The organism is Spirillospora sp. NPDC048911, assembly GCF_043198015.1.
In the GTDB taxonomy this organism is placed as follows: domain Bacteria; phylum Actinomycetota; class Actinomycetes; order Streptosporangiales; family Streptosporangiaceae; genus Spirillospora.
This window is the reverse complement of the sequence record NZ_JBICUD010000012.1, coordinates 105648-126368: the sequence shown is the minus strand read 5'-3', so window position 1 is coordinate 126368 and position 20721 is coordinate 105648. Positions and strand designations below refer to the sequence as shown.

Annotated in this window: 20 protein-coding genes; 8 read left to right on the top strand and 12 right to left on the bottom strand. The window is 69.3% G+C overall.

What is annotated here, in order from left to right; translation table 11 throughout:
- Positions 1 to 202 precede the first annotated feature (202 nt).
- The 6 genes from ACGFNU_RS41820 to ACGFNU_RS41795 form a co-directional block, all read right to left on the bottom strand.
- Entirely contained in the window at positions 203 to 532 is a 330-nt protein-coding gene (locus tag ACGFNU_RS41820) for a hypothetical protein (protein ID WP_392602181.1), read from the bottom strand.
- Between the two features lie 506 nt (positions 533 to 1038).
- Complete coding sequence (locus ACGFNU_RS41815) at positions 1039 to 1362, bottom strand: hypothetical protein (protein WP_392602180.1); 324 nt, start codon at positions 1360 to 1362, stop codon at positions 1039 to 1041.
- Positions 1363 to 1505: 143 nt separating this feature from the next.
- On the bottom strand, positions 1506 to 2450 hold the full coding sequence (locus ACGFNU_RS41810) for a M23 family metallopeptidase (protein WP_392602179.1): 945 nt from the start codon (positions 2448 to 2450) through the stop codon (positions 1506 to 1508).
- Between the two features lie 79 nt (positions 2451 to 2529).
- Entirely contained in the window at positions 2530 to 3498 is a 969-nt protein-coding gene (locus ACGFNU_RS41805) for a M23 family metallopeptidase (RefSeq protein WP_392602178.1), read from the bottom strand.
- 176 nt (positions 3499 to 3674) lie between these two features.
- Complete coding sequence (locus ACGFNU_RS41800) at positions 3675 to 4433, bottom strand: DUF4245 domain-containing protein (RefSeq protein WP_392602177.1); 759 nt, start codon at positions 4431 to 4433, stop codon at positions 3675 to 3677.
- A gap of 20 nt (positions 4434 to 4453) precedes the next feature.
- The gene (locus ACGFNU_RS41795) at positions 4454 to 5095 is read right to left on the bottom strand and encodes a TetR/AcrR family transcriptional regulator (RefSeq protein WP_392602176.1); all 642 of its coding nucleotides are present in this window, start codon (positions 5093 to 5095) and stop codon (positions 4454 to 4456) included.
- 172 nt (positions 5096 to 5267) lie between these two features.
- On the opposite strand from ACGFNU_RS41795, the gene glpX reads away from it, so the two are divergent.
- Complete coding sequence (gene glpX / locus ACGFNU_RS41790; RefSeq protein ID WP_392602175.1) at positions 5268 to 6302, top strand: class II fructose-bisphosphatase; 1035 nt, start codon at positions 5268 to 5270, stop codon at positions 6300 to 6302.
- Between the two features lie 57 nt (positions 6303 to 6359).
- On the opposite strand, the gene ACGFNU_RS41785 is transcribed toward glpX, so the two are convergent.
- Entirely contained in the window at positions 6360 to 6968 is a 609-nt protein-coding gene (locus ACGFNU_RS41785; protein WP_392602445.1) for a DUF1707 domain-containing protein, read from the bottom strand.
- A gap of 104 nt (positions 6969 to 7072) precedes the next feature.
- On the opposite strand from ACGFNU_RS41785, the gene ACGFNU_RS41780 reads away from it, so the two are divergent.
- The 3 genes from ACGFNU_RS41780 (at position 7073) to ACGFNU_RS41770 (ending at position 10194) form a co-directional block, all read left to right on the top strand.
- Positions 7073 to 8029, top strand: coding sequence for an ABC transporter ATP-binding protein (locus ACGFNU_RS41780; RefSeq protein WP_392602174.1), 957 nt, complete (start codon positions 7073 to 7075; stop codon positions 8027 to 8029).
- A complete protein-coding gene (locus ACGFNU_RS41775) occupies positions 8026 to 8826 on the top strand; it encodes an ABC transporter permease (RefSeq protein WP_392602173.1) in 801 nt (266 codons plus the stop codon). Before ACGFNU_RS41780 ends, ACGFNU_RS41775 begins: the two co-directional genes overlap by 4 nt.
- 111 nt (positions 8827 to 8937) lie before the next feature.
- On the top strand, positions 8938 to 10194 hold the full coding sequence (locus ACGFNU_RS41770) for an MFS transporter (protein ID WP_392602172.1): 1257 nt from the start codon (positions 8938 to 8940) through the stop codon (positions 10192 to 10194).
- A 63-nt stretch (positions 10195 to 10257) separates the two neighbouring features.
- Here the strand turns inward: ACGFNU_RS41770 and ACGFNU_RS41765 are convergent, their stop codons facing one another.
- Positions 10258 to 10488 (bottom strand): hypothetical protein, encoded by a 231-nt coding sequence (locus ACGFNU_RS41765; protein WP_392602171.1) that lies wholly within the window; start codon positions 10486 to 10488, stop codon positions 10258 to 10260.
- Between the two features lie 29 nt (positions 10489 to 10517).
- Complete coding sequence (locus tag ACGFNU_RS41760) at positions 10518 to 11954, bottom strand: PLP-dependent aminotransferase family protein (RefSeq protein ID WP_392602170.1); 1437 nt, start codon at positions 11952 to 11954, stop codon at positions 10518 to 10520.
- A 113-nt stretch (positions 11955 to 12067) separates the two neighbouring features.
- Here ACGFNU_RS41760 and ACGFNU_RS41755 point away from each other — a divergent pair, with 113 nt between their 5' ends.
- The 4 genes from ACGFNU_RS41755 to ACGFNU_RS41740 all read left to right on the top strand — a co-directional run bounded on the left by ACGFNU_RS41755 (position 12068) and on the right by ACGFNU_RS41740 (position 17752).
- A complete protein-coding gene (locus tag ACGFNU_RS41755) occupies positions 12068 to 13015 on the top strand; it encodes a DMT family transporter (RefSeq protein ID WP_392602169.1) in 948 nt (315 codons plus the stop codon).
- Positions 13016 to 13174: 159 nt separating this feature from the next.
- Positions 13175 to 14815 (top strand): fumarate hydratase, encoded by a 1641-nt coding sequence (locus ACGFNU_RS41750; protein WP_392602168.1) that lies wholly within the window; start codon positions 13175 to 13177, stop codon positions 14813 to 14815.
- A gap of 165 nt (positions 14816 to 14980) precedes the next feature.
- Entirely contained in the window at positions 14981 to 16252 is a 1272-nt protein-coding gene (locus tag ACGFNU_RS41745) for a serine/threonine-protein kinase (RefSeq protein ID WP_392602166.1), read from the top strand.
- Between the two features lie 108 nt (positions 16253 to 16360).
- On the top strand, positions 16361 to 17752 hold the full coding sequence (locus tag ACGFNU_RS41740; protein WP_392602165.1) for a class II fumarate hydratase: 1392 nt from the start codon (positions 16361 to 16363) through the stop codon (positions 17750 to 17752).
- Positions 17753 to 17920: 168 nt separating this feature from the next.
- On the opposite strand, the gene ACGFNU_RS41735 is transcribed toward ACGFNU_RS41740, so the two are convergent.
- The 3 genes from ACGFNU_RS41735 to ACGFNU_RS41725 all read right to left on the bottom strand — a co-directional run bounded on the left by ACGFNU_RS41735 (position 17921) and on the right by ACGFNU_RS41725 (position 20466).
- Positions 17921 to 18397, bottom strand: a complete 477-nt coding sequence (locus tag ACGFNU_RS41735) for a hypothetical protein (protein WP_392602164.1) — start codon at positions 18395 to 18397, stop codon at positions 17921 to 17923.
- 235 nt (positions 18398 to 18632) lie between these two features.
- Entirely contained in the window at positions 18633 to 19085 is a 453-nt protein-coding gene (locus ACGFNU_RS41730) for a transglycosylase SLT domain-containing protein (RefSeq protein ID WP_392602163.1), read from the bottom strand.
- Between the two features lie 445 nt (positions 19086 to 19530).
- Positions 19531 to 20466, bottom strand: a complete 936-nt coding sequence (locus tag ACGFNU_RS41725; protein ID WP_392602162.1) for a lytic transglycosylase domain-containing protein — start codon at positions 20464 to 20466, stop codon at positions 19531 to 19533.
- Between the last annotated feature and the right edge of the window lie 255 nt (positions 20467 to 20721).

The following is a 20721-nucleotide window of genomic DNA, read 5'->3' as shown; positions in this document are numbered from 1 at the left end:
CGGGCTCTCCCTCTGGGAACGAGGCGAAGAACTAGCCACCACCTGCGAAGAGTCGCCAGAAGAAGCCTGAGCCCGCCCGCCACCCTGACCCGCCTCACAGACGGGAATTCTTCGGAAAGCGCGCCCTTCTGACGAGTCAGATTAATCAGCTATCACGTCGGGCGGAAACACCGCAAGGCGACACAAGAAGCTTCCCGCGCCTTTACCGGTGAACAGAATCACCGATGCCATTCAGAGCTTCCATCGTTCTGAGATAGCCAGAACCGGCGATTTCATAAACCTCCCGCTTGACAACCGGATCTTCCGCCAGAAATGCGAGCATGCTCACTTGGTCGCGTAGCTCCGAAAATTCCATGGGAGTGAGATTTGGATATTCTCCTGCAGGATAGAATATTGGCCCGCGTGTAGAACCTGACGAATCCAAGGCATCAAACTCCTGGGAGATATCCAAAGCAAGCGTGGATGACCAGTACGCCCACTCGGAGGTCGAGAACTCACCCTGCAAGGCGCGCAATATAATTTCGCCTGCCATAGCGGGAATATCCCCCAACTCAACACCAGGCTCAAGAAATTATTTGCTCCTGACTTTACCTTCGAGTCCGCTTAGAAATTCAAGGAGCACTGACTGGCCAGCCTCCGAACTCAAAAGCTCTCGGGGGAATTCTTCTGCAAGTCCACTCTCTGAACAGAGCTCGACAATAGGCAGAATTCGATAGAGGCATGCGGCACCGAAAGCAACACTTGCCGACTCAGTCGCAGAGCCAAGCGCATCATCAAGCCTCCGATGCGATACTTCTAGGGCTTCCAAAACATCCTCCGTGGGGAGTTGTTCTTACTACTCCGAAACTCTGGACCTCCAAAGTCAGGAATCGCCTCTCCTTCGACGAGGTGATCACCGAAGAAGTCATCGAGTGCGTCGTGGACATGGGTTGCTGATCGGCCGCATCCGCAACGCATCGCCGACCAGTCATGTCTTCGGAGCTCTGCTGCCACCAATCGAGAGGGGGCTTCATTCAAAGCTGTCCCAGCCCGGGCAACTCAAGCGAGGATCGACTCGTAATATTCAAAGCGCTCCTCATCGCGCTCGACCACGTCGAAGATATCGAGGGCAGCCTCGCCATCCCCATACATGCCTTCATGCAGGATGACGTTTATTCCTTCGAGAATCCGCGCTCTGCACTCTCCGCCAAGGTTCGGCCGGCCCCGTTCCGTCTCCGATCGGTGCGAGTCACCTGCGGCCATGACTACCAATATGTTGATGAACTCTCTGCGCGCATAGTTCGCCTCACTCTCTGACAGCGCGGCCAGCATGACCTCTACGGCGGGGACGGCAACCTCAAAAAGGTTGCTCTGGATCTCCAAGTGGTTTCCCAAGATGCATCCATGGGCATCTTTATATATTTCAGCACGGAGGATCTTGTCGAAGGTCCACCTAGAAGGAACGGGCCGGTCTCCTGAAGGAGGAGACCGGCCCGTCGTCGACCGTCGAGCTATCTACTCGACTTTCAGCCGCAGTGGCCGTACTTGCTCAGCCACTTGGTGCTGCCGATGGAGCCGCCCCAGCGGACGCACTTCTTGCCGACCTTGGAGATCTTCACCGGGCCCGCGTACTGCGAGAAGCTGCCCGCGTCGGTCTTGGCCTTGCCGCCCTTGGCCTGGAGCGTCGCCGACATCTTGACCTTGGCACCGGCCTTCTTCACCGTGATGGTGCAGTTGGTGCCGCCGCTCGCCTTGCTGTAGCCCAGGTAGACCGTGGCGCTCTTGCCCAGCGCGTGCTTGTCGATCTGCTTGAAGCCGGTGCCGCAGATCTTGGCGACCGGGCTGGTGCCACCGCCGCCACCGCCGCCCTTGCAGGCGGTGCGGGCCTGGCTCGGGTACTGGAACTTGCTGCCGTCGAAGACCGCCGGCACCTGAGTGCCATTGGTACGGCGGGTCTCGAAGTGAAGGTGGGGGCCGATGTTGTACTTGGCGCTGGTGTGGCCGACCGCGCCGATCTTCTGCCCGGACTTCACGCTCGCGCCGCGCTTGACCGACCGGTACTTCAGGTGCGCGTACCGGGTGACGTAGCCGCCGGAGTGCTGGATGTAGACCACGTTGCCGTAGCCGCTGACCGCGCGCGAGTGGTACTCGGACCGGATCACCTTGCCGGCCGCGGCGGCGACGACGGTCTTGCCCTCGTCCTGCTTCTCGCCGTTCACACCGTAGTTGAAGTCGATCTCCCACCCGGTGTGCGCGTAGCTCTTTCCGCGTCCGCGCCAGGTCTCGCCGCACGTGAACGGCAGGCGGAACTTCGGCATCGCGGTGGCCGAGGCGTCCTGGGCCGCGACCTTGGCGGCGGGCTTGCTCGCGGGCGAGTCACTGCTCGCCGCGACACCCACGCCCGCGGCGACCAGGCCGGCGGTGGCCACAGCACCGCCGATGAAGATCGCGGGCTTGCGCTTGATGCTCATATGTTTTCGTACCTTTCTGACCCTTTGATGAAGCAGGCGAGATCGACGCGTCATCGCGTCCGGATCTCAGGGACGTGCGTCAGCCGCAGTGGGACCAGCCGCTGTACCACTTGGTGCTGCCGATGTAGCCGCCCCACTTCACGCACTTGTTGTTCGCGGAGGACCGGACCGGGCCCGCGTACTGCGTGAAGTTACCGGTGTCGGTCTTGGCCTTGCCGCCCTTGACCTGGAGGAGGGCGGACATCTTGACCTTCTTGCCCTTGCCCTTGACCGTGATGACGCAGTTGTTCTTGTTGGACTTGTTGTAACCCAGGTAGATACGGCCCACCTTGCCGAGGGCGTGCGAGTCGATCTGCTTGAAGCCGCTGCCGCAAATCTTCGCGACCGGGCTCGCCGGCGGGGTGCTGCCGCCCTTGCAAGCGGTCAGGGTGACGCCCGGGGCCGGTGCGGGATAGGGGAAACGCTTCCCGGAGAAGTACGCGGCGACCGGCGGATACTGGCCGTTCTTGCGGACCTCGTAGTGCAGGTGAGCGGTCATGCCCTTGCGGCTCGGCTTGGTGGTGCGGCCGACCGCGCCGATCTTGGTGCCGGACTTGACCTTCTGGCCGACCTTGACCGAGCGGTACTTCAGGTGGGCGTACCAGGACTGGTAGCCACCAGAGTGCTGGACGACGACGTGGTTGCCGTAACCGCTCTGGTTGACGTGACGCGTCGAGCGGATGACGGTACCCGCCGCGGCGGCGACGACCGTACGGCCCTCGTCCACGTTCGAAAGGTGCGGGCCCTGGTTGAAGTCGATCTCGTACTTCGTGTGAGCCAGGCTGTTCGTGCTGTCGCCGCGCCACTTCTGTCCGCAGGGGAACGGGAGGCGGAACCCGGGCATCGCGGCGGTGGAGGCGTTGTCCGCGGAGACGGGAGTCGCGGTCTTCGGGGTCCCCGTGTCACCCGAGGTGGCGACCATGCCGCCGATGACGAGGCCGGAGGCCACGGCCACGCCGCCGGTGGCGGCGACGACCTTGCCCTTCCAGCTGCTCAGAATATGTGTCACTGCATCGTCCTTCGCTTCTGACCCTTGGTGCGCGCATGTGATCATCCAGATGCGCATGCGATCATGACAAACGCGGGGGTCCGGTGGGAAGCGAACTCGTAAGTTTGTGAGGAATCTCGTTCAAATGAGCTCGTCTGGACAAAGATTGCCAGCGCTTGGACATTTGCTGTGACCAGTCAGGACGCCGGTGGAGAGCCCGCCGGGAGCTTGGCGTCCTTCTTGGGCTGCGGCTTGATCGCGGCGGCCAGGATCGCCAGTTCCTCGTACGGCGCGGTGCCTGTCACGACCAGGGAGACGCCGTCAGGGAGGGTCCGCGCGAGCGAATTGGCCTTCTTGTCCTTGCGGTAGTACGTCGTCCACGTGGTACCACCGACCCGCATTGAGCCGTTCGGGTTCTTGTTGTTGGTCATTCGGTGGACGTACTGGGAGGCCTTCTCGTTGCTCTGTTCGAGGGCGGCGTAATGCTTGCTCGGCGTCACAAAGCCCAGGTGCCAGGCGACCGGTCCCTTGCCGTTCAAACCGTTGATTCTTGAACTAGTCGGCCGCCAAGTCGCCGGCAATCCCGCCGGCGCCCACACGGTGTACGGGGCGTCCGTGGTCATCGCCCACTGCTGGCTGCCATAGTCGATCGTCGGCAGGACCTCTTCGTTGCTGCGCGGGGTGATGAGGTAGATCACGCCCACGAGCACCAGGCACGCCGCGATCGCCAGCGTGAAGCCGCCCAAGCCGGTGGTGAGGCGCTTGTAGACCCCTGGCGCCACTTCCACTGTCGGCCGCCCGGCCGAACTCCCGCCTGCGGCCTCCCGCGCGCCCGGTGCCGGGGTGTCGGTGGCCGTGGGCTCGCTCTTGGTGGGCGCCGGGGCGCCAGCGGTCTCGTCCGGTGCGGGGGCCTCGGACGCGGTATCGGCAGAGGAAGAAGGGGTCTTGTCCGTCACCTTCTCAGGATCCACCACGGTCAGGTCTGCTCCGTACCGGGGTTCCTGATCGTGCCGACGATGGCCATGATGTCGGCGGCCATGCGGCGGGAGGCCTCCTCGTCGTCGCTCAGCGAGACCTCGGAGACCGCGCCGGCCATGGCGCCGGTGAGGACCACGACCAGGGCCTCATCCGTGCCGCCGTCGGCGGTGTGGAAGAGGGCGGCGTTGCGGCGGGCCCACTTGTTGAGGCGCTGGCGCATGACGCGGTCGAAGCCGGGCGGGCCGTCGCCGGAGATGAAGAGGCGCGCCACGCCGCGTTCGGCCAGGCAGCCGTTGAGGTACGCCCCGGCGCCGGCGATGAACTGCCGCATCGGGTCGGTCTCGCCTTCTTCGCGGACGGCGTTGATCGCCTCGCGGGTGCGTTCCTGCTGGCGGACCTGGAACTCCTCGAACAGCGTCAGGTAGAGGTCGGCCTTGCCGTTGAAGTGGTGGTAGAGACTTCCCACGCTGGCGCCGGCCTTGGCGACGATGTCGGTGACGGCGGCCTGGGCGAAGCCCGCCTCGCAGAACACGTCCCGCGCCGCGGCCAGCAGCGCGCTGCGCGTGGCGGCCCCGCGGTCCGAGGTCGTCCGGGCGGGCGCGTCAGGCCCGGCGGACGGGACATCGATCTCGCTGCTCATGACCCGAGAGATTACGCCCTCCCACGCTGATGGAACGATCCCTTCCTCTCCGTTACCGGGAAATCACTCGATCCGGTGGGTGACGCCGGGTGCCTGGTCTGGTCCAATTTGAATCCCAGGGCTGGTCACACGGAGAATCCGAGTCATCCGCCGACCGAAGGGGCTGCCTCGCATGTCCGACGAATCCACCGTCTCCTCGCCGCTCGCCACCGACCCAGCGGCCCCGGACCGGAACCTGGCGATGGAACTGGTCAGGGTGACCGAGGCCGCCGCCATGGCGGCCGCGCGCTGGGTGGGCCGGGGCGACAAGAACGGCGCCGACGGCGCCGCGGTCAACGCCATGCGCCAGCTGATCAACACGGTGTCCATGCAGGGTGTGGTGGTCATCGGCGAGGGCGAGAAGGACAACGCCCCGATGCTCTACAACGGGGAGGAGGTCGGCGACGGCGGCGGCGCGGAGTGCGACGTGGCGGTCGACCCGATCGACGGCACCCGGCTCACGGCGTTCGGCATGAACAACGCCATCGCGGTGCTGTCGGTGGCCCCGCGCGGCTCGATGTTCGACCCGTCCGCGGTGTTCTACATGGAGAAGCTCGTCACCGGGCCCGAGGCGGCCGACGCGGTCGACATCGAGCGGCCGATCGCCGACAACATCCGGGCGATCGCGCGGGCCAAGGGCTCGGCGACCGAGGACGTGACGGTCGTCATCCTCGACCGGTCACGCCACGAGGGCATGGTCAAGGAGATTCGCGAGACCGGCGCCCGGGTGAAGCTGATCACCGACGGAGACGTGGCCGGCGCGATCATGGCCGCGCGGGAGGGCACGGGCGTCGATGTGCTGCTGGGCATCGGCGGCACGCCCGAGGGCATCATCGCGGCCTGCGCGATCAAGGCTCTGGGCGGTGTCATCCAGGGCCGCCTGTGGCCGCAGGACGAGGCCGAACGGCAGAAGGCGATCGACGCGGGGCACGACCTGGGCCGGGTCCTGACCACCGACGACCTGGTCACCTCGGACGACGTCTTCTTCGCGGCGACCGGCATCACCGACGGCGAGCTCGTCGACGGGGTGCGCTACAGCAAGGGCACCGCGTTCACCCATTCCCTGGTGATGCGCTCGCGCAGCGGCACGATCCGTACGGTCTCCAGCGAGCACCACCTCAGCAAGCTGCGGGCCTACAGCGCGATCAACTTCGACACGGCGGTCTGATCCGGAGGGGCCGCGAGATCCGTCTCGCGGCCCTCCGGCGCGTTGTGACGGGCAGCGCTATTTGTTGCGGCCCAGACGGCCGCGGAAGCGCTGGCGGAAGGTCTGCTTGGGGGCCCGTGCCCGCACCGAGCCGAAGATCATGGTGCCGCTGATCTCGACCGTGGGCCCCTCGTGCGCGGGCCGGGTGCGCAGGTCGCGCGTGCTGGCGAAGGTGCGGCCGGTCACGTCCACCCGGACGCCCTCGGGCACGAGGATCCGGATCCGGCCGCCGAGCACCATCGAGTCGAGCACCACGTGCCGCCGCTGGAGCACCGCCTCGCGCAGGTCGAGCTCGACGGTGCCGAAGAGGGCGACCAGGGGCAGGCGCACGGGGACCACCCAGCGGCCCTCGCGGCGCGTCCGGCCGAAGAGGATCGAGATGGGACGGTCGTCGACGAGGATCGGCTGGGCCTCTTCGGGGCTGAGGTCGGTGGTGAGGCCGGTCAGCTCGCCGAGGGTGCGCGCGGCGTAGGCGGCCGAGGTGCGCTCGGAGTGCTCCTCCATGGTGATCCGCCCGTCCGCGAGCGCGTCGCCGAGCACGCTGACGACGCGCTCCCGGTCGGCGTCGGAGGCGCGCAGGTCCCGGACGGGGGGTGCCTTCTCGGCGGGGGGCCGTCGGCTCGGCATGTCCACGTTATGAAGGGTAAAGGACCGGAGGGCTTGATCGGCTGGGCGTGAACGGCCGGAAAAGCTGTGGGGTTTTGTCCCATCCTGTGCTTATCGTGACGAGCATGGCGGTGCAACGGACCGAAGCGGTCTCGATCCAGCGAGCGACCGAGCCGGCAGTGGCGATCAGCCTGCGCGGGGTCGTCAAGCGCTTCGGCGGGCTCACGGCCGTCGACGGGCTCGATCTGGAGGTCCCCAACGGGATCTGCCTGGGGCTGCTCGGCCCGAACGGCGCCGGCAAGTCGACCACGATGAAGCTGCTGACCGCCCAGGCCATCGCGGACGAGGGCGCCATCGAGGTCCTCGGCTTCCCGATCCCCCGCGAGTCCAAGCGGGCCCGGGCCGTGATGGGGGTCGTCCCCCAGCAGGACAATCTCGACGAGGAGCTCACCGCCCGCGAGAACCTGGAGGTCTTCGCCCACCTCTACCGCGTGCCGCGCGCGGAACGGAAGAGGGCGGTCGACGACGCTCTTGAGCTCGCGCATCTGACCGATCGACAGCGGACCAAGACCGGTGATCTGTCCGGCGGGATGCGGCGGCGGCTGCTGATCGCGCGCGGGCTGGTGCACCGGCCCGCCCTGGTGCTGCTGGACGAGCCCACCGTGGGCCTCGACCCGCAGGTGCGGGCGGAGCTGTGGGGCCTGATCGACGGGCTGCGCTCGCGCGGCACCACCGTCCTGATGTCCACGCACTACATCGAGGAGGCCGAGCGGCTGGCCGACGACTGCGCGCTGATGTCGCACGGCAAGGTCGCCGCGCGGGGCGCCCCCGCCGAGCTCATCGCCGAGTACGCCGGTGAACGCGTCGTCGAGCACTACGGCCCGCCCGAGCGCCTGGAGACCGTCGAACGGCTCGCGCGCGCCGCCGGGCTGCCCACGCGCCGGACGGGCCCGTCGGTGTCGGTGCTCAAGGCCGAGACGATGCCGCGCTCACTGATCGACGACCTCGGACCGGACGGGGTGAGCCGCGCGGCCAACCTCGAGGACGTGTTCGTGGTGCTCACGGGAGAACGAGTCGAATGACCCAGATCACCGAGACGACCGTGCCGCGGTTGCGGCGGTTCGAGCTGGCGCCCATCAGGGGCGTCTGGCGGCACGAGATCGCGCTCTTCCGGCGGTACTGGCGGTCGTCGTCGTTCGCGTCGATGTTCGAGCCGACGTTCATGATGCTGGCCTTCGGCTACGGCTTCGGCTCGCTGGTGGCGGTCGTGGGCGACTACCGGTACCTCGACTTCGTCGGCACCGGCATGGTCGGCACGGCCGCGCTGTTCACCTCGGTCTTCCCGGGAATGTTCAACGGCTACATCCGGCGGGTCTTCCAGCACACCTACGACGCGATGCTGGCCGCGCCGGTCGACACGCACGAGCTGGTCACGGGCGAGGCGCTGTGGATCGCGTCGAAGTCGGCGCTCTACTCGTGCTCGCCTCTGGTGGTGGCCATGTTCTTCGGGCTCGACCCCGCTCTGGGGATGGTGTTCGTGCCGCTGGTCACGTTCGTCACCGCGCTCGGTTTCGCGCTCTTCGGCATGTGGGCGTCGGCGGTCGTGCCGTCGATCAACTCGTTCGACTATGTGATCACCGGCGTGGTGACACCGCTCTTCCTGATCGCGGGCACGTTCTTCCCGGTCGACTCGCTGCCCGGCTGGGTGCACGTGGTGGCGCAGCTCAACCCGCTGTTCCACTGCGTGGAGCTGGTCCGGCACGCGGTGTTCGGGCTGGAACCGCCGGCCGACCTGGGGCATCTGGCGGCGCTGGCGGCGTTCGCGGGACTGATGTGGATCATCGCGGTACGCGCCATGCGCCGCCGCCTGATCGCCTGACGCGCGCGGTAGCGTGACGCCGGTCACGTTTGACCGGTGAGCTCGCTCATCTCTACGCTGACGCGAAAATCTCTCACATTCAAGATCGCAGCTCGGAGAGGTGGATGCCGCATGGCAGCGTCGGCCCCGCAAGGCATCACCGGTGACGTTTCGGAGCGAGACCGGCAGGCGCGGTTCGCCACGTACGCCGCGTTCGCGATCCAGGGGCTGTGCTTCGCCTCGCTGGTCACCCAGGTCCCGAAGATCCAGAAATCCCACGACCTCAGCGACGCGACGCTCTCCCTCGTCCTGCTGATGGTCCCCGTCATCGCCGGCGTGGGCAGCGTGCTCTCGGGCTTCCTGTTCGCCCGGCTCGGCAGCAGGCCGGTGCTCCGGATCAGCCAGCCCGCCGTCTGCCTGACGATCGTGCTGATCGGGCTGACCGGCGACGACGACCCGGCGCTGTACGCGGCCGTCGCGCTGTTCGGGCTCTGCGTCGGCGCCGTCGACGCCTCCATGAACGCGCAGGCCGTCGCGGTCGAACGGCGGTACGGCGTCAGCCTGATCACCGGCTTCTACGCCGTCTGGAGCGTGGCCGGCATCCTCGGCGGCCTCTGGTCCTCGCTGGCCAACAAGGTGGACCTCTCGTTGCTCACGGGCTTCGCGATCGCCGCCGCGGCCGGCGTCGCCGCCTCGCTCCCCACCGGGCACCGGCTCTACGACAAGATCGAGGAGGCCGCCGGGCAGCCCGCGCCCGCGGACCTCAAGGCCGCGGGCCGCAGCGTGCCGTGGCGCCCGATCCTGATCGTCGGCACCGCGATGGCGGTGTTCTACCTCGCGGACGCGGCGATCTCCAACTACGGCGCCAAGTACCTGGAGGACGAGCTCTCCAGCAGCGACTGGGTCGGCCCCCTCGGCTACGTCGCCTACCAGGTCGCCATGGTCTTCAGCCGCGCCGTCGCCGACTTCGGCGTCCGCCGCTCGGGCCCGATCCCTGTCGTGCGCCTCGGAGCCCTCGTCGGGCTCGTCGGCATGATCGGCGTGGTCATCGCGCCGAACGCCTTCGTCGCCATCCCCGCGTTCGCCGTCGCGGGCCTCGGCCTCAGCGTCATCGCGCCGATCTCCTACACCGCGGCCGGACGGGTCGACCCGACCGGGCTCGGCATCGCCGTCTCCCGCGTGAACGTCTTCAACTACGTGGGCTTCGTCCTCGGGGCCGCCGTGGTCGGCGCGATCTCCCCGATCAGCAGCGAGAACGGCCTGCGGCTCGCGTTCATCGTCCCGACCGCCCTGATCCTCGTCATCTTCGCCACCGCGCGTGGTTTCGATCCGAAGCCCGTGGCCGGCGCACGCCCCGACACGCCCGTCGCGGAGCGTCCCACTGTCTGACGTACGTGAGCCCGGTCTCCGCAGGGAGACCGGGCTCACGTCATGTCAGCTGGGCTCGCGAGGTCAGGCCTCTTCCAAGGCCACTACAGCGCGTTCGCCCTCCGACTGTGCTTGCTCCGGGGACATGTCCTGAATCGCACGTGCCAAGGCGGCTTCTGCGGCATCTGCTGCCGTACGGGCGGTGACCGCGTGCTCTTGAGCCCGATCCAGATCCCCTAGGCCGACACAGTCGAAAGCCACCTGAGAATCGTGAACGGCCATCTTGAGCTGCCGTGCTGCTTCTTCCAAGCTCATCCGTCGCCTCCTCCGCTGAGGTGACGTACCTACCCGCGAGCCTCCTGCGCAATCGCCCTTCCCAGCAGGTCGGCAGCCTGGGCCAGGCGAGACTCACCGAGGCGCCCATAACCGAGTACCAGCGCGGGCGGCGCCTGCCTCGATCTGGCGGGCGACCACATCGCTGCGGCCCCCGCCACCGAGACGCCGAGGCTCGCGGCGGCCGCGACCACCGCGCCCTCGTCGGAGCCCGGCGGCAGCTCGACGTAGAGGTGGATGCCCGCCGAGACACCGCGCACCTTGACCGAGGGCGCGTGCTTCGCGAGCGCCTCGACCAGCACGTCCCGCCGTGTCCGGTACTGGCGGCGCATCATGCGCAGGTGCCGGTCGTAGGAGCCGGTGGAGATGAGGTTGGCGAAGGCGTACTGGTCGAGGACCGGCGCCCCCAGGTCGTTCTGCGCCCGGTGGACGCGGAGCCGGTCGGCCAGCTTCGGCGGCGCCGCCGCCCAGCCCAGCCGCAGCGCGGGCGCGAGCGCCTTGCTCACCGAGCCGAGCAGCACCACGCGCTCGGGGTCGACGCCCTGAAGGCAGCCCACCGGCTCGCGGTCGTAGCGGAACTCCGCGTCGTAGTCGTCCTCGATGACCAGGCCGTTCACGTCCCGCGCCCAGGCGATCAGCTCGGCCCGGCGGCGGGGCGACAGGACCACGCCCGTCGGGTACTGGTGGGCCGGGGTGACGAGGATCGCACGCGCCTGCGTCCGGGCGAGCGCGGCCACGTCGACGCCCTCGGAGTCGACCGGGACGGGGGCCAGGCGGACACCGGTGGCGTCCAGCATCGGGGTCTGGCGGCTGCTGGTGGGGTCCTCCACCGCGAGTTCGCGATGCCCGTCCCCGACCAGCATCCGGACGATCGCCGAGAGCCCGTGCGCGACCCCGTTCATGATCACGATCTGGTCGGGGTCGGTGTGCGCGGCGCGGACGCGGCCGAGATACCCGGCGAGCTCGGCCCGCAGCAGCGGCGCGCCGCCCGGGTCCGGATAGCCGAGATCTTCCTTGGGGAGGGTGCGCAGCGACGCGCGCACCGCGGCGAGCCAGCGCTCGCGCGGGAACGCGGCGAGGTCGGGCAGGCTCGGCCACAGGTCGTAGGCCAGCGAGCCGTCCGGGGTGTCCAGCGACGGTCTCGCCGCGGGCTCGCAGGGCCAGAGCGGCGGGCGGGCGGCGGGGGGCGGGGCGTCCGCGCGGGCCAGGGGCGCCACCCGGGTGCCGTCGCCGCGCCGGGCGATCAGGAAGCCCTCCGCGATGAGCTGCTCGTAGGCGGTGACCACGACCCCGCGCGACACATCGAGATCACGGGCGAGGTCGCGGCTCGACGGCAGCCGGGTGCCGGCGGTCAGCCGCCCGGTCCGGACGCCCGCGCGGAACCCGGCGGCGATCTGCGAGGCGAGGCGTCCGGCGGCCCGGTCGAGGGTGAGATGCAAGTCGGTCACATAATGCTCAGCGTCCGGAGAGTGGCCGCGCGTCACCGTCGCCGCTTTGGTCCACGGTACGGCGGCCTCATTGGCCCTGTCTCAAGGTCCAAAATACTCCTAGCGTCCCTGTCATGACATCGATCACCAGCACCAGGGGCATGCTGGGCGCCGGAAGCGCCATGTTCTGCGTCGGCACCCTCACCGCGGTGTCGGCCACCATCGCCGACTACCCGGTCTTCGGCGGCCAGGCCGTCCGCTACACGGTCGCGGCCGCGATTCTGCTCGTCGTCGTGCGGTTCCTGGACGCGCGCCAAGACCGGCCACAGCTGGCGCTGCGGAATCTCACACCGCGGGATCTCGTACTGCTGACAGCGCTCGCGGGTACCGGCCTCGCCGCGTTCAACGTGTTCATCGTGGCCGCGACCCGCGACACCAGCCCGGCGACGATCGGCACGGTGATCGCCACCGTGCCGATCGTCCTGGCCCTGGTCGGGCCGATCCTCGAACGGCGCAGGCCGTCCCCCACGATCGTCGTCTCGGCCGTCGTGGTGGCCCTGGGAGCGGCGCTGGCGAACGGCCTGGGCAGCGGCACCCTGCACGGGCTCCTGCTGTCTCTGGGCGCCCTGGGCGGGGAGGTGTGCTTCTCGCTGCTGGCCGTGCCGCTGCTGCCCAAGCTCGGCCCGCTGCGGGTGTCGGCCTACTCGGCGGCCCTGGCGGCGCCGATGCTGCTGGTCATCGGCCTGATCGCCGACGGCCGCGGCGTCGTGCGGACGCCCACGGTGAGCGAGGCGGCGGGCTTCACCTACCTGACGGTGATCGTCACGACCGTGGCGTTCTTCCTCTGGTACGACGCGATCGGGCGGCTGGGCGCCGACCGGGCGGGCCTGTTCGCGGGCATGATCCCGGTGAGCGCGGTGATCACCACGGTGGTCCTCGGCCTGGGCGGCCCCGGCCCCGCAGACCTGCTGGGCGCCGCACTGGTCGCGACGGGCGTGGTGATCGGCCTACGCCCCCGCCGACGCCCCGCGGCAGCCCCCGCCCCGGCCCCCGAACCCGAACCCGAGCCGGCAGGCTGCTAGCCGCATCCCCAACGATCCGCGTCCTCTGCCGCCGCGCCCCTGCCGCCCGCGCCCCTGCTAGCGCCCCCAGGGCGGCCGAATCCCCCCTTTCATCCGGATCGCGGGCGGGGGGCCGTACCCTGTAGGGCGGCCCCATCAGAACGTGCGCGAGGATCTTCGATGCCTGAGTTCTCCTACACCGACCTGCTGCCGCTCGGTTCCGACGACACCGAGTACCGGCTGCTCACGACCGAGGGCGTGTCCACCTTCGAGGCGGGCGGCCGGACGTTCCTGCAGGTCGAGCCGGAGGCGCTGCGGCTGCTCACCGAGACCGCGATGCACGACATCTCGCATCTGCTGCGGCCCGCGCACCTCAAGCAGCTCCGCAAGATCCTGGACGACCCCGAGGCCTCGCCGAACGACCGGTTCGTGGCCCTCGACCTGCTCAAGAACGCGGGGATCTCCTCCGGCGGCGTCCTGCCGATGTGCCAGGACACCGGCACCGCGATCGTGATGGGCAAGCGCGGCCAGCACGTCCTGACCGACGGACGCGACGAGGAGCACCTCTCGCGCGGCGTGTACGACGCGTACACCAAGCTCAACCTGCGCTACTCGCAGATGGCGCCGGTCACGATGTGGGACGAGAAGAACACCGGCAACAACCTGCCCGCCCAGATCGAGCTGTACGCGGCGCCTGGCGACGCCTACAAGTTCCTCTTCATGGCCAAGGGCGGCGGCAGCGCCAACAAGTCGTTCCTCTACCAGGAGACCAAGGCCGTCCTGAACCCCAAGCGGATGCTCACCTTCCTGGAGGAGAAGATCCGCTCCCTGGGCACGGCCGCGTGCCCGCCGTACCACCTGGCGATCGTCGTCGGCGGCACCTCCGCCGAGTACGCCCTCAAGACGGCCAAGTACGCCTCGGCGCACTACCTCGACACGATTCCCAGCGAGGGCTCGCCGCTGGGCCACGGCTTCCGCGACCTGGAACTGGAGCGGCAGGTCTTCGAGCTCACCCAGAAGCTCGGCATCGGCGCGCAGTTCGGCGGCAAGTACTTCTGCCACGACGTGCGCGTCATCCGGCTCCCCCGGCACGGCGCGTCCTGCCCGGTGGCCATCGCGGTGTCGTGCAGCGCCGACCGGCAGGCGCTCGCCAAGATCACCGCCGAGGGCGTGTTCCTGGAGAAGCTGGAGACCGACCCGGCGCAGTATCTGCCGGACACCACCGACGAGCACTTGGACGACGCCGTCGTCCGCGTCGACCTCAACCGGCCGATGGACGAGATCCGCGCCGAGCTCACCAAGTACCCGGTCAAGACCCGGCTGTCGCTCACCGGCCCGCTGGTCGTGGCACGCGACATCGCGCACGCCAAGATCAAGGAACGGCTGGACGCGGGCGAGCCGATGCCGCAGTACCTGCGCGACCACGCCGTCTACTACGCGGGCCCCGCCAAGACGCCCGAGGGCTACGCCTCCGGCTCGTTCGGCCCGACCACGGCCGGCCGGATGGACTCCTACGTCGAGCAGTTCCAGGCGGCGGGCGGCTCGTTCGTCATGCTGGCCAAGGGCAACCGCTCGCAGCAGGTCACCGACGCCTGCAAAGCGCACGGCGGCTTCTACCTCGGCTCCATCGGCGGCCCCGCCGCCCGCCTCGCCCAGGACTGCATCAAGAAGGTGGACGTCCTGGAGTACGCCGAGCTGGGCATGGAGGCCGTCTGGAAGATCGAGGTCGAGGACTTCCCGGCCTTCATCGTCGTGGACGACAAGGGCGGCGACTTCTTCGCCGACACCACGGGCCCGGTGCTGACGATCGGCCGCCGCTGAGCGGAAGATCCCCGCGCCCCGAGCCCCGCGATCCATGATCGATCGCAGGTCAGGCAAGCCTGAAACGCGAGGATCGTACGCATTCGTCAGATTATTGGCCCCAAATCCAAGTTGGTGCCCAGGTCTCCAGGATGACCGCCTGGCCACTCCGGTATCTTTTCCGCCATGTCTCAGTCAGGTGGCCTCGTGCTCGCGACGCGCTACCGGCTGGTCTCGGAACTGGGTTCCGGTGCCAACGGCACCGTGTGGAGAGGCCATGACGAGCTCCTCGATCGCGCCGTGGCGATCAAGGAGCTTCGGCTCCCCGAGGATCTCTCCGAGGACGACCGGGTCGTCTTCTACCGCCGGACGCTGCGCGAGGCACGGGCCCCGGCGCAGTTGCGCTCCCCCGCCATCGTCGAGGTCTACGACGTCGTCATCGAACAGGGCCGGCCCTGGATCGTGATGGAGCTGATCGAGGCGCCGAGCCTCGAGCAGCTCGTCGAGCGATCAGGGCCGATCTCCGCCGCGCAGGCCGCGCACATCGGGCGCCAGCTGCTCAGCGCGCTGGCCGTCGCGCACAAGGCGGGGATCGTCCACCGGGACCTCAAGCCGAGCAACGTGCTGCTCGACGGCGACCGGGTCGTGCTCACCGACTTCGGGCTGGCCTACTCCTCGGGGTCGGTCAGCCTGACCAAGACCGGCCACTTCATGGGCTCCCCCGCCTATGTCGCGCCCGAGGTCGCCGCCGGCGAGAAGGCCACCCCGCAGTCCGACCTCTGGTCGCTGGGGGCCACGCTCTACGCCGCCGTCGAGGGCCGCCCCCCGTTCGAACGGGAGAACGTCATGGCCACGCTCAGCGCCCTGGCCAACGAGAACGTCGCCACCCCCCAGAACGCCGGCGCGCTCACCTCGGTGATCACCGGCCTGCTGGAGAAGAGCCCCACCCGGCGGCTCAGCCACGCCCGCGCGTCCGACCGGCTCGAACGCGCGCTGGCCGGGCCCCGCTCCGGCCGCCGGCCCCCGGCGCCGCGCTACCGGCTGGCGGCCATCATCGCGATGATCGCGGCCATCCTCGCCTCGTGCGGCATCGGCGCCACCGCGCTGATCGTCGGCATGAACAAGGAGAGCCCCGGCCCGTCCCCCACGGCGCCCACCTCGGCGGCGACCGGTGACCCGACCGGCGCGCCGGAGGGCGCGGGCTCCAGCACCCTGGTGATCCGGGCGCTCGCCGGCACGTGCCGGATCTTCGTCTCGGTGCCGGGACAGACGATCAACGTGCTGGCCAACGAGACCCTCGTCAAGGGCGACACCCGCCAGTACGACCAGCCGGAGCTCAACGTCGTCCTCCACGACGCCGCCGCCTGCGACGTCTGGGTCAACGGCAAGCAGGAACCACCGGGCGCACCGGGCGCCACCAGGCGCTTCCCCGTCAAGAAGACCACCTCCGGAGGCTGACCGCGCCTCCGGAGCGAGCCCTCATGCCGCCCCGCGCGGGAATGCGCGAGGCGGCCTGAGGGCTGGCTCTGGAAGAGGGTTAGATTCATAGACGGAGGTGGCTGGACCATGGCCGAGCAGGAATTCCGGATCGAGCACGACTCCATGGGCGAGGTGCGGGTACCGGCGACGGCCAAATGGCGGGCCCAGACGCAACGGGCCGTCGAGAACTTCCCGATCTCGGGGCGCGGGCTGGAGGCGTCCCACATCGCGGCGCTCGGCCACATCAAGGCGGCGGCGGCCACGATCAACGCCGAGCTCGGCGTTCTCGCCAAGGATCTGGCGGCGGCGATCAACGAGGCCGCGCTGGAGGTGGCCGCGGGCAGGTGGAACGACCAGTTCCCGATCGACGTGTTCCAGACCGGCTCGGGGACCTCGTCCAACATGAACGCCAACGAGGTGATCGCGACGCTGGCCGCCGAGCGGCTGGGCGCCCCGGTCCATCCCAACGACCACGTGAACGCCTCCCAGTCGTCCAACGACGTCTTCCCGTCCTCGATCCACATCGCGGCCACGGGCGCCGTCCTGACCGACCTCATCCCGGCGCTGAACCATCTGGAGGGCGCCCTCGACCGCAAGGCGATCGAGTTCGCCGCGGTCGTGAAGGCCGGCCGCACCCATCTGATGGACGCCACGCCGGTGACGCTGGGCCAGGAGTTCGGCGGTTACGCGGCCCAGATCCGGCTCGGCGCCGAGCGGCTGCGGTCGGTGCTGCCCCGGCTCGCCGAGCTGCCGCTGGGCGGGACGGCGGTCGGCACGGGCATCAACACCCCCGAGGGCTTCGCGCAGCGGGTGATCGCTGAGATCGCGCGGGTCACCAGCCTGCCGCTGAAGGAGGCGCGCAACCACTTCGAGGCACAGGGCGCGCAGGACGGGCTCGTCGAGACCAGCGGGGCCCTCCGCACCGTCGCGGTGAGCCTCATCAAGATCGCGAACGATCTGCGCTGGATGGGCTCGGGGCCGCGCGCGGGCCTGGCCGAGATCCGGCTGCCCGACCTGCAGCCGGGCTCGTCGATCATGCCGGGCAAGGTCAACCCGGTGATCCCCGAGGCGGTGGCCCAGGTGGGCGCGCAGGTCATCGGCAACGACGCGGCGATCGCGTTCGGCGGCGCGTCGGGCAACTTCGAGCTCAACGTCATGCTGCCGATGCTGGCCCGCAACGTGCTGGAGTCGATCACTCTGCTGGCCAACGTGTCGCGGCTGCTGGCCGACCGCGTCATCGCCGGCATCGAGGCCGACGCCGACCGGGCCCGCGAGTACGCCGAGTCGTCCCCGTCGATCGTGACGCCCCTCAACCGCTACATCGGTTACGAGGAGGCCGCGAAGGTCGCCAAGCAGGCCCTCAAGGAGCGGAAGACCATCCGCGAGGTCGTCCTGGAGCGCGGCTACGTCGACGAGGGCAAACTCACCCTGGAGCAACTCGACGCCGCTCTCGACGTCCTCAGCATGACACGTGCTTAAGGCTTCGCGGCCTCGACGACCTCGCCTGGAGGCTCGCCCGCCGAATCGCAAAGCGGCGAGCGCGACATCGCTTCGCGATCTCTCGTGAAGCCTCGCCTTCGGCTGGCTTCACGACCCGTTAGCGCGCTCGCGTGCGTGGCTGAGGTCGCAGATCGGGCCCGCGAGTCCCTAGTACCAGCCCGCGGCCTGGAAGTGGCCCCAGGCGGCGCACGGGCTCCCGTAGCGGTACTTCACGTACCGGAGGCCCCACTTGATCTGGGTGCGCGGGTTCGACTGCCAGTTCGGGCCCGCGCTGCCCATCTTGGAGCCGGGCAATGCCTGCGGGATGCCGTGGGCGCCGGTCGAGGCATTGTGGGAGTGCTCGTTCCAGCCGCTCTCCCGCGCCCACAACTGCTCCAGGCAGCGGTACTGCGTCGCCTGACGCCAGCCGTGCCGGGCCATCATGGCCCTTGCGAGGAGCTTGTTCGCGTGTGCCCTGCCCAGCTTGCGCTGCCTGACATGAATCAGCTTCAGGGCCCGCTTCTCGTGGATCCTCTTCTGGGCGGCCACCAGGACGGTGCGCTGAACCTTGACCACGGCGCCCTCCACGGGCTCCATGACCATGGGGCCGCCGACCACCACGGCGGCCACCCCAAGAGCGATCACTCGGAAGCGGTTACGTATGTGAGGTGACACGCCGAGTAGCGTGCTGCGAATCCGGTGAGGTTATTCGGCTGATCCGGTCACCTGTGCCAGGACTTTGCCGACCTATTGGCCCCCGCTGCCCGTCGGGGACGACAAAAGGGGCGGGTCGGAACCCGCCCCTTCGCCGTCTCGCCGGCGCTCGGCGCCCTCGGCGAATCACACGTTAACCGAGCGGATCAATGCCCATCAGGGCAGATCAGTACCAGCCACGCGAGTTGGAGTGGCTGAGCGCCCGGCAGGGGGTGCCGTAGCGGCCCTTGATGTAGCCCAGGCCCCACTTGATCTGGGTCTTGGGGTTGGTCCGCCAGTCCTTGCCGGCACTCCGCATCTTCCGGCCGGGGAGGGCCTGCGCGATGCCGTACGCGCCGGACGAGCGGTTGCGGGCCTTGTGGTTCCAGTGGCTCTCGCGGTTCCAGAGCTTCACCAGGCACTTGAACTGCCGCTTCGACCAGCCGCGCTTCTTCACCATGGGCTTGGCGATCGCCTGGTTGCGCTGGGCGCGGGTCTTCTTCTTCGCCTGGGCCTTGGCGGCGACCACGGTGGCCGTGGTGGGGGCCGAGGCCTGGGCGGGGACGGTCTCCGCGACGACGCCGAAGGTCAGCGTGGCTGCGAGCGCGAGGGTCGCGGAACGACGCAGCGCCGGCTTCACGGAGGAAGGAGGGGACTTGCGAACCAAAACGAACCTTTCATCGTGCCGGGCGGCCGGTCGGCCCAGCGGGCTTCACCTCGTTGGTGCGGCCTCACCCTGGGGGGGCGGGGCGACCGGGCACCGGAACGTCCGGAACGTGGTCACGTCCGGGACGCGGGCACGTGCGGGCAGCACCCAGCGATCGGGTGGCCGTGCACGATTTCCGAGGTGACGGCGGGACGCCGGAAAATGCGTCTCCGCCTGAGATGTAGGCGTTCCGGCGTGTCCTTTACGCCGGTGCCGTGTTGTGGGCCCGTCGAGGGGCCGGCCGCGTCAGCGCGGCATCATTCAGAGCGGGAACGGTGTCCCGCGAAGAGGACTCGCCGGTCCTCGCCGGGCGGCCGGGATGGAGGCCGCCCGGAGCCTCTGTGTGGGATTCGTACCGCCCCACATGGCGGAGGTGGCTCTAGTACCAACCCTTGGACTGGAAGGCGCCCCAGGCACCGCAAGGGGTCTTGTAGCGGCTCTTGATGTAGCCCAGGCCCCACTTGATCTGGGTCCTGGCGTTGTTGCGCCAGTCGGGCCCCGCGCTGGCCATCTTGGAGCCGGGCTTGGACTGCGGGATGCCGTACGCGCCCGACGGGTTGGCGGCGTGGGTGTTCCAGCCGCTCTCCCTGTTCCACAGGTTGACCAGGCAGCCGAACTCGCCCTTGCCGCCGAAGCCGTAGCCGGGCAGGAGGGATTTGGCGATCGCCTGCGCCTGACCGGCCGGTACCGGGTCGCCCGTGGGCGGCGAGTCGCCACCGCCATCGTCGCCGTCGTCGCCGGGCTTCTTGGTGGGGATCGGAGAGCCCTTGGGACGCAGGGCCGGGGCCTTGCCCGGCTTGCTGCGGGCGGCGCGCGAGGCGCGCTCGTAGGCGGCCTGGCGGCGCTGCGTCTCCAGCGCCTTGGTGTCGACCTGGGGCGCGTCGGCGGCGAGCTGCGGGGCCGGGGAGACCGTGGTCGCGCCGGCCGCCTTGCCGTCGCCGGAGTCGCCGGTGAGCGCGAACGCCGCGACCGCGCCGCCGCCGACCAGGACGGCCGCGCCGGCCGCCACCGCGACGACCTTGAGGCCGAGACCGGACGGGAGGGTCGCGCGCCGTGGCGAACGGTCATTGCTGATCTGGTCGCGGCCGGCCTTGTCGCGCGGCCCCTGGAGACCGGCGGCCATGGGCCCGGCGGGGAACGCGTCGACCCGCGTCGTCTCCGCGTCCAGGGGCGCGGCGGCACCCGCGGGCACCTGCCCGGGAGCTCCGGCGGGCGCCTGCTCGGCGGGCACCGCCTGCAGGCTCGCGGTGTCGCCCGCGGAGGACAGGGGCCGGCCGGGGTCCGGGGCGTCGTACATGCCGCCGGCGACCTTCACGTCGTCCTCGTGGCCCGGGGGGTCGAAGCTCTGTCGTTCGTCTCGCCTAGGGGACCAGGGGTGGTCTCCGGTCAAGGCGGTCCTTCCGACGGTCGCACGCGCATGGACACGCGCACGAGGTGCGTCCACCCCCGGCCCGTCCGCCCGCCGCGAGGGCGAGTCCGGACCCGGAGCGGAGCGTCGGCCCGCGTGGCGTGACAGGGGATGCCAGGCGCGCCCGCACCGCTCGGGGGGTGCTTACGAGGAGACACAATG